We start from the raw sequence: 14,327 nt of genomic DNA, 5'->3' as shown, positions 1-14,327 counted from the left end.
AATAGATCCCAGATCTCATTAGGCAGGCACCTCAGCAGAGAGTACCTCCACCCAACCTTTTTGAGTAATAGGAGGTGATCCAGCCGCACCTTCCGGTACGGCTACCTTGTTACGACTTCTCCCCCCTCACGAGGACTAGGTTCGACCCGCCCTCTCCGGCAGAACCGGAGAAAGCAGGCCTCACCCAGTCCTCGCTCGGGTGGAGCGACGGGCGGTGTGTGCAAGGGGTAGGGACGTATTCACCGCGCGATGTTGACGCGCGGTTACTAGGGATTCCTCGTTCACGAGGGTGAGTTTCAACCCTCGATCCCAACTACGGCGGGGTTTCAGGGATTACCTCCCCCTTTCGGGGTCGGAACCCGCTGTCCCCGCCATTGTAGCCCGCGTGCAGCCCGGGGGTTTCGGGGCATGCTGACCTGCCGTGGCCCCCTCCTTCCTCCGCCTTAAACGGCGGCAGTCCCCCTAGAGTGCCTCGGGGCCGAAGCCCCGAGTAGCAACTAGGGGCGGGGATCTCGCTCGTTGCCGGACTTAACCGGAGACCTCACGGCACGAGCTGGCGACGGCCATGCACCTCCTCTCAGCGCGTCAGGCAAGGTCGTTAGCCTGGCCATCATCCTGCTGTCGCCCCCGGTAAGATTCCCGGCGTTGACTCCAATTAAGCCGCAGGCTCCACCCCTTGTGGTACCCCCCCGCCAATTCCTTTAAGTTTCAGCCTTGCGGCCGTACTCCCCAGGCGGCGGGCTTAACGGCTTCCCTGCGGCACTGGGCGGACCCTAAGTCCGCCCAACACCTAGCCCGCATCGTTTACAGCCGGGACTACCCGGGTATCTAATCCGGTTCGCTCCCCCGGCTTTCGGCCCTCACCGTCAGGCGCGTTCCAGCGGGGCGCCTTCGCCACTGGTGGTCCTCCCGGGATTATAGGATTTCGCCCCTACCCCGGGAGTACCCCCCGCCTCTCCCGCCCTCTAGCCCTGTAGTATCCCAGCCACTCCCCGGGTTGAGCCCGGGTCTTTAGGCTGGGACTTACAGGGCCGGCTACGGCCGCTTTAGGCCCAATAAACGTCCCGACCACTCGCGGGGCTGGTATTACCGCGGCGGCTGACACCAGACTTGCCCCCCGCTTATTCCCCCGCCTTTTTAGAGCGGGGAAAAGCCCCTCTTCGGGGCACTCGGGGTAACCCCGTCACGGTTGCCCGCATTGCGGAGTTTTCGCGCCTGGTGCGCCCCGTAGGGCCTGGGCCCTTGTCTCAGGGCCCATCTGGGGGCTCCCGCTCTCACGGCCCCTACCCGTTATCGGCTTGGCGGGCCTTTACCCCGCCAACAACCATGATGGGCCACGGCCCCATCCTCGGGCGCTTACGCCACCATTTTGGCGTAAGCCTTTCGGCGATGACCCATTCCAGGTGTCATCGCCTATCGGGGATCAGCCCCAGTTTCCCGGGGTTGTCCCCGTCCCGAGGGCAGGTTAGCCGTGTGTTACTCAGCCGTCCGCCACACCCCTGTCAGGGGTGTCAGACTCCCATGGCTTAGCCTTACCCCGATAGCGGTCGGGTCCGCCAGGATCAAGCGGAGTCACGGCCGCAGGCAGGCCGTGAGGTTGGGTGGAGTTTGTACCTGCTGAGGTGCCTGCGTCGGGTCTGGGGTTTCTCAGAGCTAGATAGCTCTGAGGTTCCCAGACCCCCATGTATGATTGTTATCTCATTATTCCCGCGGCTGGAGGCCACCTCCTCATCCTGAGGGTTTCACCCTCTGTTGGGGTGAGCCGCCGCCGGGAGCCGCGGGATGTTGTTATGGTTTGACTGATGCCGATATATCTATAGTGTTACAGAGCTTATAATATTTTCCGCTGAATCCTATAGAAAGCCCATGAAAACTAGAATAACAGGTATTACGCTACCTATTATTATTAGCAGTATAGAAGCTATGTATGGGTAGAACACATCTCTAGAGAGAGAGCTTCCTCCATTGCTTTCCGAAGATCTCTCTAGGTATAAAGCTCTTATGATATTGAGATAGTAGAATACAGAAAACACACTAGCTATAACACCCATAACTACGAGCCATGGAACACCTGCTATATAAAGCCTAGGGTCGCTATACGCAGCTGATAGAAATATAAATAACTTACTCCAGAAACCTGGAAGAGGTGGTACTCCTATCAGATTAGCGAGATGAAGCACAGCTGAGAATCTCAACTCAGGAGAACTCTGAAGATTCTTGGAGATAACCGAGAGCTCGGGAGACCCTGTAGAACTTCTTATAAAACCAATCAAGCTAAAGAGACTTGACTTGCTCATAGCATAACTAAGAATATGAAGAGAGATACCAGCCATAGCTAGGCTATATATGTAATAACCAGATGGAGGAATCGAGAGACTGAGAACGCTCACACCAATCAATATAAATCCAATATGATTTACAGAACTGAAAGCAAGAATCCTCTGGATATTGCCTTGGGTTAGCGGAGTAATACTACCTATGATCATGCTTAGGATACTGAGCAGAGCAATCATGTAGAACAACGGATCATAACCTCTGAATCCCAACACAAGTCTTGCGAGAAAAACAACAAGACCAAGCTTAATAGATCCAGCGATCATAGCTATAGCATATGGAGAAGCTCTTCCATAAACATCAGGAATCCAGAAGTGGAATGGTGCTGAACCGAGTTTAAAACCTAAAGCACCTAATATAAAGGCTAGAGAGATTAGAGGAAGAACCCTAGAAACATCTGAAGAAATGTAAAAAGATCCTGGAAGAGATCTTAGATATATTATAAGAAGACCTACTCCTAACAAGAGGAATTGAGATGCTAGAACACCTACTATTATATACCTAGATGAAGCATCTAGAGATTCAGGGTCTCTAGCAAGAGCTATCACAGAGTAGGAAGCTAGAGAAATTAAAGTCCACAGAACTATTAAAGTTATAAAATCAACAGCCATAGATACCAACACAGATCCCAAGATCCCTAAGAGAGATACAGCCAATACAATCTCGTAAGCACCCCGCTCATACGGATAAGAAGATAAAGCTATGAATCCTCCTAAGAGTATTCCTAGAACAGCTATAAGAGAAACATTATCAGGAGATAAGAGTCTGAATCCTGATAATAAAGCTACAGTATACTCGCTTTGATAGAGTGCATACATTTGATAGAGCGTAAGAATAAGCATTATAACCAGAGAGATCTGAAAGATTCTTCTTACAAGATCTCTAGAGAATCCCAAGAACCTCGAGATGAATGTAGCTATAGAAACACTGACAGCCACAGATGTTAGAATTGTTATATATAGAACAGGCATGTAATCCATCTCAGGCTACACCCCACCCTACAAGAATCAATATTAAAATGCCTATAATAATCGCGATAAGATACATATTAACAAATCCTATCTGAATAGATCTAAGACCTCTACTAATGAGAGAACCAAATCTCGCTAGAACCCTATGATAAAAGCCGTCAATACCCATAGATTCAACATATGATCCCAGAACTCTTATCAGACCGCTGAAGCCTTCCACGAATATCATATAGAGAATCGAATTATAATACCATCTATCATAGAGAAAGCTGTGAAGACCTCTGAGAACAGTACTACCTGCTAGATAACCATAGACTTCTTTCTTAATGATCTGATATAGAACAACAGCCACCATAACACCTGAAATGCTGACAGCTATGGAAAGCATGGCAATACCTGGATCAAAATGTATCGTCATAATATAATCACTGTGAGGAAGAGGCAATGTAGTTAAAACAATCCGCGCGAAAACAGATGAATAGAACCACCAGAAGAAGCCTAGAACTATAGAGGCTATAGCTAATATGAGATATGGCAGATACATAAGAGGATGAGGCTCGTGAGAATGCATCTTCTCAACATTCTCAGAACTCATGAAAGTATAACCTATAGCACGGATCGAATAGAAAGCTGTTATAAAAGCTGTGATCACTAGTAGCAGGAATACTAGAAAATCTGGTGAAAGCCCGACAGACTCTAGAACGAGATCCTTAGACCAGAAACCTGCTAGAGGAGGTACTGAAGCTAGAGAGAGAGCTGCTATATAGCTAGAAGAAATTGTTATTCTCATATATCTCGCCAAACCCTTCATATCATTTATAAATCTGCTATTTACAGCATGAATCATAGCACCTGCAGCTAGAAATAGAGCAGCCTTAAACACTGCATGACTCAACAGATGAGAGAATCCTGCAACAATACCCAGTCCAGGCTCTCCTATCACACCGGATGACGCTGTAGCAGCAAACATATAGCCTATCTGAGAAGCCGTGGAGAAAGCCCATATAAGCTTAAGCTCTCTAGCTACAACAGCCATCGTAGCCATCATAAAAGCTGTGAAAGCACCTAATATCATGATCAAAGTGAAATACTCTCTAACCTGGAGAATCGCAAGATCTCCAGCTGCACTTGAGACATTAAGGAATATAGGTGAGAACCTGAGCATGAAATAAACACCAGCCTTAACCATGGTAGCAGCATGTATAAGAGCTGAAACACTTGCAGGACCTGTCATAGCTGTGACAAGCCACTCATGTAGCGGGAATTGAGCGCTCTTAGCAAGAGCTCCTAAGCTTAGAATGAAGAGGAAGAGAGGTAGGAGTTTTAAGCTGGCTAGGTAATTGAAGAGAGACGCCAGAGAACTACTTGAGTAGAGATCTGGTATAGATGTTGTTCCTGTACTCACCAGTATAAGGCCGAGACCTATTAGAAGACCTATATCAGCTGCACCTGTCATTACGATAGCTCTCACACCAGAATGACTAGGAGAGAAAAACATAGACCTACCTAATGCTTTCCTACCCCGATCTCCTACAAAGGTGTTCTCATCATCATCACGATACCAGTGTCCTATGAGAGCATATGAAGCTAGAGAAGTACCCTCCCAACCTATGATAAAGAGTATTATGTTTGAGGTCATGACAAGCATTAGCATAGAGCCTACGAAGAATGTGAAGAAAAGCCAGTATCTATGCTCTCCATAATCTCCCTCCATATATTTCAGGCTGTAGAGAGCTATGAGAAGAGAAATCCATGCAACCATGAAAGACATTATGATAGAAAGACCGTCAAGATACGATGACAGATATACTGGAATAGGTTGCATACCAGGAGATAGAGAGGGTATTATAAACCATGTTCTAGAAGGAGATACTATAACCCGGGAAGGATCTGATATTATATCTACTAGAAGAGGTATTGTGAGTAAAGAGCTTATAAATATAGATGTAACACCGATCAAACCTGCAAGCCTTCTATCAAACAGCCCGATCAAACCTGCAAGTGCCGCACCTAGAAAAGGTATTATATATATGAGATCAACCCACCAGATCTCAACCACATTAGATACGTACATACAGACTCACCTCAGACTAGTAAGAAAACTTATAGTGTGATAAGCTGAATACAGGGGATTTGTGAATATGAATATCATGATCATGAGAACTATAGATGAGAGAGCTATTGAAAAGGTTGTGTAAGAAGCACTAGGAGAAGCTTCAGAAATCTCTATTCCACCTTTACTTGTTCCATAGAATATTCTTCTCATAGTATGAAAACTGTACACGAGAGTAAGACCGAAACCTATTAGGCTCATGAGTATGAGCGCTACCAATAAGGGTGCATAGCTGGAGATAGAGATCATGTATTCTACAAGCCCTGCTATTATAAAGAACTTGCTTATAACGCCAATGGTAGGAGGTAGACCTGATATAGAGAGAAATCCCAGCAAAGCAGATCCAGCTGTAAAGTTCATACTCGAGGCTAAACCTCCCATTCTCTCTATATCTCTAAGCCCTTTCCCCTGGACTATTATATTCCCAGCTGTCATGAATAGAGAAGCCTTACCCACCGCATGAGTTAGATAGTGGAGAACAGCACCTATGAGTCCAGCAGGGTTTAAAGTTGAAAGACCTAAGAGTATATAACCCATCTGAGATATGCTACTATATGCGAGAAGCCTCTTGTAATCTCTCTGGAACAATGCCATGAGACCTCCGTATATTATGCTAATGAAAGCCCAGAAAATTATCAGAAGCTGATAAACATGATATGTAGATGGGAATAAGACTATGAGAATCCTCAGAATCCCCAGAGCAGCAAGCCCTATCAGATTAGGACTTAGAAGAGCGGAAACAGGTGTAGGAGCTTCCGCATGCGCGTAAGGAAGCCATATATGGAAGCCAAATGCAGGAAGTTTTATTAGAAGCCCTACCAGGAAGAATAGAAAGACGTAGAACGCCAATCCCCCTAGAATTCTCTCACCGAAACCTGGCATATAGTATGGAGGATTAGGTGATATGAAATCAAATGTATTAGCATTCAATCCATAGATGAAGGAGGCTATGAGAAATAGAAGAGCTCCCGCATGAGTCCATATAAAGTACATAATGCCAATTCTAATTCTCTCTCCATACCCGTATAATGCTATTAGAAAGAATGATGTTATGAGAGAGATCTCTAGGAAGATATAGAATTCAATTAAATTAGTGGAGAGAGCTACTCCAAGCATTGAAACCGAGAAGAGGTTGTAATTTACAAAATAAGTTCTCCAAGAACCTCTCTCGAGCTCATGGAATCTATGACTCATATACGGATAGGAGTATAGAGAGACTAGAGATGTTACCAGCGAGATCCCTACTAGAAATGGAAGGTTATACCCGTCTAGTATGAAAGCTATAGAACCAACCATAGGTATCGTGTACAACTTCTCGTAGTAGGGCATTTTCATTAGAATTGCTAATATTATATAGACCACTAGAGAATAAAGAAGAGATGCAAAAGAGATCTTTGAAGCAGTATCACCTTTTATAGATGGATTGAGAGCTATGAAGAAGGTAGCGATCAGAGGAATTAAAATTGTGGATAGCAGGATCAAGATCATCTCCCCTCAAGATCTCTTATGATGATTTCTCTTGTATCAATCTTTCTAACAACCTTAAATCTTATGAGTGCTAGAAGTATCGAGAAAGTCACTATGATCTCTGAAACAGCTAAGCCTATGGCGAATATGATAAGGATTGAAATCTCTGAAATAATATCTGGAGATCTTAGCATAGATATGAGCAGTGATAGAATATAGAGAACCACCGAGTTGAACATTATCTCCACAGAGAGAAGTATCCTAGCAATATTTCTACTAGATATAATACCGTATACAGCTATCATGAAGAGTATAGATGCCACCAACATGAATACGTTCAACTACATCCCCCTCCTCTCTCTCATGACTATAGATATCGATGCAACCATGGCAAGCGCGAAGACCACTATCATGACTACTATCGCATAGGGGTATGTGCTGAGGTAATTCGATATATAGGTATAATCAGGTCTATCAAGTGAGATAGTTGTGTTGCTAAAGAAGGTTGAGAGATAGGCTAGAGGGAGTCCTAGAACTAATGCCATGATAACTGCAATAGGTCTCAGCCTAATCTCCTCTCGCGAGAATTCCTCTCTTATGAGAGAAAGAGTCATGACTATGAATAGAACACCAGCACCCACATACACTATAAGATGAATCGTGCCAATTGTAGGAAGCCCTAGCAAAGCTATTAAAGAAGCTACTAGAAGCCCTAGTATGGAGAGATATACAGCTGAGTAAACCAGGTTTCTCGATAATAACACCATAAGTCCGCTACCTATAGCGAGTATTCCGAGAATTATTGAAAGCAGATCTGCTAACAACACTTTCAACCCCTACAAAGGTTCGTATCTTAATCCTTTTCTCTCATCTAGAGAAACTCTAAACTTCTTAGGAGAAATCCTTCTAGGAGGAACATACTCCTCAGGTTTCTTAGTGAACTCCTCTAGAGTTGTAAGCATATCTTCAAATCTATAGAACGCGACATCATGTAGCTTGAAAGTTTCAAAAGCCTCGACAGGACATATATCCACACAGTAATAACAGAATATACATCTACCCCAATTTATCGTAGGGACTTTCTTCTTATCTCTTAGCTGAAGTCTTATAGCATCAGAAGGACATACTATATCGCATAGAGAGCATCCTATACACTTATCCGCATCAACTCTGAACATACCTCTATAACCTTCTGGATATTCATTATCCTTATATGGGTAGTCTATAGTCATTCTAGAAGGTTTTATAATATATCTGAAACCTGTAGATAGAGCATCAATGTTTCTCTTTACAACCCCACCGGGTTTTGGAAGAGACACTTTAAGAACCTTAGTCTTATCACTACCACTTTCAACAAGCTTTATTATATCTGGATCTAGCTTCCTCAGAATTTCTCCGAAATTCCTCACTCTATAACCACCTCCCTACTAGATATGATACAACGAGAGACCATATGAGAGATACGATAGAAAGTATAAAAACCGTGGACCAACCTAATCTTATAGCCTGATCAACTCTGTACCTAGGATACACAGCTCTAAGAAATACCGATATAAGCATAAGAATCGAAGCCTTAGCTATTATAACAAGACTTCCAATGATATAATCTCCTACAAATCCCATGCCGCCTTGGAATGGAAGCCATCCTCCTAGAAAAACGATTGTGTAGAGGAGAGAGTATATATATAGCTTTATATAGCTTATCCCCATTGAGACTCCATACATAAGCCCGCTATACTCGGTGTAAGGACCCATTACAATCTCGGATTCAGCCTCGCTAATCTCGAAGGGGAATCTAGATGTGATTCTCAGAATAGCTATGTAGGCAGCTATAGCAGCGACAGGATTTAACAAGGCGCCCCATAGTAAGGAACTCTGAAGATAAACTAGCTCTGATAGATCTAGTGTTCTGAAGATCATGGCTATTGAAAGAATGGATATGAAGAATGGTATCTCGTAAGATATTATTAGAAAAACTTCTCTGAGAGATCCTATAAATGAGAATTTATTATCAGAAGCAATACCTGCTAGAACCACATATATGGGAGCTACAGCTAAAACTGCTAGAACTATGAGTAGATTAGAGCTGGTATTTATTGGAGGAGCTATTCCGGGAGCTATGGGTATGAATGCTATAGGCACTATTGCGAATAGAAGTGCTAGTGCTGGGGCTGTTAGAAATGGAATCCTATCAGCTCTTTCAGGAATTATAAATTCTTGGAAAGAATAGCGAATGAGATCTGCAACAAGTTGAAGAGCTCCTCCAATTCTTCTAGATACATACAAAGGACCATACCTGAGCTGTACTAATCCTGCGATCTTTCTTTCAGCCCATATAAGGAGTATTACGGCGATCAGTAACACGAGAAAGCCTGGTAGAATGAATACATGGAAGAAATCATATATGAATCTACCAGGTATACTTATAGGTCCTAAAACCACCATCATCTGTCAGCCTCCGGAGGGAAGTAATCCAGAGAACCATATATAGCTGGTATATCAGCTATTCTATGTCCAGGGATCAGATACTTAAATAATATTACATTTCTAAATGATGGAGTCACAAACCTAAACCTATAAGGATTAGGAGAGCCATCACTTACAATATGGAACAGAGCCTCACCCCGGCCAGCCTCAACTCTTGCAACAGCCTCTCCCTTAGGAGGCTTGAGAGTGGCCATGAGACTTGGAAGTTTCACTCTTCTACTCTCGCTATAGATCTTCTTCATAAGCGGGTTGAAAAGTCTTGAGATTTGAGGTGATATTATTTCTCCATCAGGGATCTTCTTCAGAGCCTGTCTTATAATACTTATGCTCTGCTCAATCTCTTTAAACCTCACCAGACCCCTGGCGTAGGCGTCACCCTCTTCTGCTACAGGTATCATGAAATCAATTTCATCATAAGCCTCATAAGGTTCTGCCATTCTAACGTCGAAGTCAACACCTGAGGCTCTTAGATTAGGCCCTGTAACACCGTAGATCCTCGCAATCTCAGGTTTTAAAATACCTATATCTCTAAGTCTTCTTTCAACAACAGGATTCATTAGAAATATCTTCTCCCATTCTTTCAACCTCCTCTCAATATATCTTAACCCTTTCTCAAGCTGGTCTGGAAAGTTCTGAGGCATATCCCTCCTCACCCCTCCAGGAATCACATAGGCGTATGTTATTCTAGCTCCTGTAAGCATTGTAGCAAGTTCTATCATTATCTCTCTATCTCCAAAAGCCCACATATACCCTGTGGAATGACCTAAAAATATAGATAGAATTCCTATACCGTAGAAATGACTTGCTATCCTAGTAATCTCAGCCAATATGGTTCTCAGATACCTAGCTCTAGGAGGAACTTCCAAGCCCATAAGCTTCTCAACAGCATTAACATAACCTATAGTCATAGGAGTTGTATCAAGAAGACTAGGTCTCTCTACAAGAGGTATAGTCTTTATATAAGCCCTATTCTCACTAAGCTTCTCAATAGTTCTATGAACGAAACCAATATCAGGATCGCATCTTACAACGATATCCCCGTCAACCCAAGCTAAAATCCTCATATGCCCCGAGCCAGGATGAGCAGGACCTATCTGAAGCTCTAGAAGCCTTTCTCCCTCTTCTTTTACACCAGTATCTCTAACCACAAACATTTCTCTGGAGATCTCTTTGAGAGTTTCTTCAGACACTTTCTCTACTTCCACGGAGGCTCCACCTCTCCAGGTTTTCTAGTTCTAATGTGAAAATCTTTTCTAAGAGGCCATACCCCTTCAAAATCCTCTGGAAGAAGCAATCTTCTAAGATCTGGATGACCCTCAAAATAAATACCAAACATCTCCCAAGCTTCTCTCTCATGAAACTCAGAACTAGGCCATACATCGGTAAGCGTAGAAATCCTAGGATTATTTCTATCAAGTCTGGTCTTGATAATCACGATATACTTCCTCAAAGTCCTCAGATAAGAACCTACATGGATTAAGACTTCTATAGAATTCTCACTGGGATAATCAACTCCTGTCACCGATTTAACATGTTCGAATCCCAGCTCTAACAGTTTTAAAGCGAGATCCTTGATTTTATCTGGTGAGACTTCTATATAAATAGCTCTTCCACTCTTATCAGGATAAAGTCTTATGATGATATTCTGTAGTTTGTTCTCTAAAATATGTAGCAGCATCTCAAGATCAGAATCCTTAGATATGACAGAAGAAGATTGAGTGGGCTGCACCTGAGCCAATCCTAAGACCTCTTACCCACATATCTTTCCAGAAGCTCTATATCCTCTCTCTTAACACCCTGACTCCTGATCTTATCTTGAAGCATTAGAATAGCCCTCGCAAGAGCCTCAGGTCTTGGAGGACATCCCGGTATGTAGACATCTACGGGCAGGACTTCATTAGCTCTTACAATGTTAAAGCTATTCCAGAAGAGACCTCCATCAATAGCGCAAGCACCCATAGCAATCACGAACTTGGGGTCAGCCATCTGTTCCCAGGTGATTCTGGCGACGCGCGCCATCTTCCTGGTCAGAGTTCCTTCTATGATTATGAGATTAGTCTGCCTAGGAGAGACGAAAGGAAGCGATCCATATCTCTCTATATCATATCTGGGAGCATATCCTGCAGCAAGTTCAACACCACAACAGCTTGTCATGAGGTGAACGGGCCATAAAGAATACATGACGCCCCATTCAATGATATCTTTTACAGGTCTTCTTTCTATGAGAGATGATATAACCTTTTTAACAAACACGTCGATCTGACCTACAAACACTACACTACCTCTCTCTAATCCTCTCTCCATAGATCTATCTCCTCCGCATGTTTATACGCGTACACAAAAGATGGAATTATTATAACAATCAAGGAGATTAAAATATAAACAAGTGTGCTAGTATAAGGAATGAGAATTAGAAAGAGAAGCATTATCAGAAGAGGTTCTAAAGAAGTAAACATTAGAAGATATGGATAATACTGCATCAGAAAATAACCTCTCGCTCTCCCGATCGGAGGATTACCGCTCTCAAATCTCTCTCTTTTAGTTGGAAAGCTGATCCTAGGAGAGATAACCGCCGTAACTATATAAGCTAGTAGAGGGATAAGTAAAGATAGAATTATGAGGAGTGCAATCACTATCAGAGAGTACAAATCGATCAACTATAACACCGGCGAGTGTTTCCGATATAATATTATTTTGAGGATATATAAGCCTACCTCAGATAAAATACATACTCTTAATATCTATAGTGTTCTATACGATAAACAGCTTATACCCTTCTAAAAATATCTCTAATAAGGAGTAGTGCTAGAGATTGAGAGAAGCATTTAAACAAATATATGTGATAGACTATTCAGCTCTGCTAGAGATAGATGAGAGCATAGTGGAGATCATTAGAAAAAGACTTGAAAATACAGAGAACAAAGAGGTTCACATACTAAGATCTCTAATAGAAAAACTTGAGGAGAGAATAAAAGAAGGGGATTCGCAAGCTTCAAGAGCTCTCGATGAGTTCATTAGATTAAGAGATCATCTAGAGTCTGAGGGAATTGAAGTTAGAATCATAAGCGATCTCGAGAGGATCAGAGCTGGTAGAAGTTTAGAGCAGCTTGCTAGAGATTATGCCTATGAGATAGGAGGAATCCTCATAACAGCAGATCCTCTTCAAGAGAAAATAGCCGAAACCCTTGGTTTGGAGGTTGTTAGAATCAGCAGAGGTAAAGAGAAGCTTCTATTCGAGAAATACTTCGATGATACCACCATGTCAGTACATTTAAAAGCAGGAGCACCTCCTAGAGCTAAGAAAGGTAGCCCGGCCAGGTGGTTCTTTGAATACCTCGACAGCAAACCTCTGACTTCTGAAGAAGTTGAGAGAATAGTTAGCGAGATACTTGAGGAGGTTAAGGTAAGAGGAAGAGGTTTTCTAGAGAGCGAGAGACCTTACTCATCAATCATACAAGTAGGACTCTATAGAATAGTTATCGTAAGACCTCCTTTGAGTGATACATTAGAGGTAACAATCACAAGACCTGTTGCAATGCCTACTCTAGAAAGTTATAATCTAAACGAGAAGCTTATAAAGAGATTTCTTGAGAAGGCTGAGGGAATACTCATTGCAGGAGCTCCGGGAATGGGTAAAACCACCTTTGCACAAGCTCTTGCCAGGTTCTATATTGAGAAAGGTAAGATCGTGAAGACCATAGAAAGTCCTAGAGATATGCATCTACCAGACGAGGTTTCTCAGTATTCTAAGAGCAAAGGTTCTTCCGAAGAACTTCATGACATACTTTTGCTGAGCAGACCTGACTACACAGTTTTTGATGAGATGAGAGATGATAGAGATTTCGAACTCTATGTAGATCTAAGACTTGCGGGAATTGGAATGGTTGGCGTTCTTCATGCTACAAGTCCTATAGATGCTATACAGAGATTTCTCAGGAGAGTAGATCTCGGGATGATACCTAGTATAGTTGACACAGTTATATTCATAAATAAAGGTAGGGTTGAGAAGATCTATGAATTAGAGCTTACAGTTAAGCTTCCAACAGGATTAAAAGAAATAGAACTTGCAAGACCAGTTGTAGAGGTCAGAGACGTTGAAAGTGGAGAGCTAGAGTATGAGATATACACATTTGGAGAGCAGACTGTTATAGTTCCTGTGAGAAGAATCAGAGAGGAGAGCGGAAGTAGTAGAGATAGGAAGATGTACGAAGAAATAAAGAGACACATGCCAGAGGCCGAGATAGAGAGAGAAGGAGAGATTCTTTGGATCAGTATACCTAGAACCAGAATCGCTAGTCTTGGGAAGAATTTTGTGAAACTAAAGAAAAAACTAGAGAAGAAGTATAACGTGGTGCTCAGAGTTAGAGTGAGTGAAAAGAGTGTATGAGTGAGAAAACTAAAGGATCTCAAACTAAAAAAGCTTTCGAGAGAGAAAGAGATCTTGCAAGAAAATTCTGGAAGCTTGGTTTTGCAGTTGTGAGAGGACCTGCCAGTGGTGCGAAGGTTAAAAGACTTGTGTATCCTGATCTCATTGCGATAAAGAATGGAAAGATATATGTCTTCGAGATAAAAACCAGAGAAAAGGAGGAAAATATATACCTAGAGAGATATCAGGTTGAGAAGTTAAAAGAATTCACGAGAAGATCTGGGGGAAGAGCTTTTATTGCGGTGAAGATCATTAATAAAACTGATTGGATTTTTATACCTCTGGAAATGCTCGAGGAGATAGAGAGTGGCAGATACAAGATTGATAGAAAGATCTTCTCAGAAGGACTGAAAATAGAAGATCTATATAGAGAGGCATCTGGAGACAAAGCTCTTACAGAGTATCTTAAGAGTTGATCTCCTATCTATTCTAAAGGTTGGATTTTAACTCTTCAAGAAGATTGAAATAATAAAGAACACAGATCAATACTATGTTATTAGCTTAATAACAGTTAATAAAATGAGGGTGG

General features: G+C 42.7%; 13 protein-coding genes and 1 rRNA gene. 2 read left to right on the top strand and 12 right to left on the bottom strand.

What is annotated here, in order from left to right; genetic code table 11:
* Nucleotides 1-69: 69 nt before the first annotated feature.
* From QXS89_00570 to ndhC, 12 genes are all read right to left on the bottom strand, one after another.
* Nucleotides 70-1,573: ribosomal RNA gene (locus QXS89_00570) — 16S ribosomal RNA — on the bottom strand.
* Between the two features lie 280 nt (nucleotides 1,574-1,853).
* Nucleotides 1,854-3,314, bottom strand: a complete 1,461-nt coding sequence (locus QXS89_00565) for a proton-conducting transporter membrane subunit (GenBank protein ID MEM3830688.1) — start codon at nucleotides 3,312-3,314, stop codon at nucleotides 1,854-1,856.
* Nucleotide 3,315: 1 nt separating this feature from the next.
* Nucleotides 3,316-5,379, bottom strand: a complete 2,064-nt coding sequence (locus tag QXS89_00560) for an NADH-quinone oxidoreductase subunit L (GenBank protein MEM3830687.1) — start codon at nucleotides 5,377-5,379, stop codon at nucleotides 3,316-3,318.
* A gap of 6 nt (nucleotides 5,380-5,385) precedes the next feature.
* Nucleotides 5,386-6,900, bottom strand: coding sequence for a complex I subunit 5 family protein (locus QXS89_00555; GenBank protein ID MEM3830686.1), 1,515 nt, complete (start codon nucleotides 6,898-6,900; stop codon nucleotides 5,386-5,388).
* A 2-nt stretch (nucleotides 6,901-6,902) separates the two neighbouring features.
* Nucleotides 6,903-7,226: an NADH-quinone oxidoreductase subunit K gene (locus tag QXS89_00550; protein ID MEM3830685.1), complete on the bottom strand. Its 324-nt coding sequence runs from the start codon at nucleotides 7,224-7,226 to the stop codon at nucleotides 6,903-6,905.
* Nucleotides 7,227-7,712, bottom strand: a complete 486-nt coding sequence (locus QXS89_00545; GenBank protein MEM3830684.1) for an NADH-quinone oxidoreductase subunit J — start codon at nucleotides 7,710-7,712, stop codon at nucleotides 7,227-7,229.
* 9 nt (nucleotides 7,713-7,721) lie between these two features.
* On the bottom strand, nucleotides 7,722-8,294 hold the full coding sequence (locus tag QXS89_00540; protein MEM3830683.1) for an NADH-quinone oxidoreductase subunit I: 573 nt from the start codon (nucleotides 8,292-8,294) through the stop codon (nucleotides 7,722-7,724).
* A 1-nt stretch (nucleotide 8,295) separates the two neighbouring features.
* Nucleotides 8,296-9,333 carry an NADH-quinone oxidoreductase subunit NuoH gene (gene nuoH, locus QXS89_00535; GenBank protein MEM3830682.1) on the bottom strand — a complete coding sequence of 346 codons (1,038 nt, stop codon included), beginning with the start codon at nucleotides 9,331-9,333 and terminating at the stop codon, nucleotides 8,296-8,298.
* Nucleotides 9,330-10,577 carry an NADH-quinone oxidoreductase subunit D gene (locus tag QXS89_00530; GenBank protein MEM3830681.1) on the bottom strand — a complete coding sequence of 416 codons (1,248 nt, stop codon included), beginning with the start codon at nucleotides 10,575-10,577 and terminating at the stop codon, nucleotides 9,330-9,332. Before QXS89_00530 ends, nuoH begins: the two co-directional genes overlap by 4 nt.
* Nucleotides 10,568-11,101, bottom strand: a complete 534-nt coding sequence (locus tag QXS89_00525; protein MEM3830680.1) for an NADH-quinone oxidoreductase subunit C — start codon at nucleotides 11,099-11,101, stop codon at nucleotides 10,568-10,570. The genes QXS89_00530 and QXS89_00525 overlap by 10 nt, the downstream gene beginning before the upstream one ends.
* An 11-nt stretch (nucleotides 11,102-11,112) precedes the next feature.
* Nucleotides 11,113-11,676 (bottom strand): NADH-quinone oxidoreductase subunit NuoB, encoded by a 564-nt coding sequence (gene nuoB / locus QXS89_00520; protein MEM3830679.1) that lies wholly within the window; start codon nucleotides 11,674-11,676, stop codon nucleotides 11,113-11,115.
* Nucleotides 11,661-12,029 (bottom strand): NADH-quinone oxidoreductase subunit A, encoded by a 369-nt coding sequence (ndhC, locus tag QXS89_00515; GenBank protein ID MEM3830678.1) that lies wholly within the window; start codon nucleotides 12,027-12,029, stop codon nucleotides 11,661-11,663. The genes nuoB and ndhC overlap by 16 nt, the downstream gene beginning before the upstream one ends.
* A gap of 155 nt (nucleotides 12,030-12,184) precedes the next feature.
* On the opposite strand from ndhC, the gene QXS89_00510 reads away from it, so the two are divergent.
* Both QXS89_00510 and hjc read left to right on the top strand, forming a co-directional pair.
* Entirely contained in the window at nucleotides 12,185-13,759 is a 1,575-nt protein-coding gene (locus QXS89_00510) for an ATPase, T2SS/T4P/T4SS family (protein ID MEM3830677.1), read from the top strand.
* Complete coding sequence (gene hjc / locus QXS89_00505) at nucleotides 13,756-14,214, top strand: Holliday junction resolvase Hjc (GenBank protein MEM3830676.1); 459 nt, start codon at nucleotides 13,756-13,758, stop codon at nucleotides 14,212-14,214. Before QXS89_00510 ends, hjc begins: the two co-directional genes overlap by 4 nt.
* The last annotated feature ends 113 nt before the right edge of the window (nucleotides 14,215-14,327 follow it).

Source organism: Sulfolobales archaeon, assembly GCA_038881635.1.
Taxonomy (GTDB): domain Archaea; phylum Thermoproteota; class Thermoprotei_A; order Sulfolobales; family AG1; genus WYEN01.
Note: the sequence above shows the minus strand (reverse complement) of the source record. Positions and strands in the feature narration are given on the sequence as shown.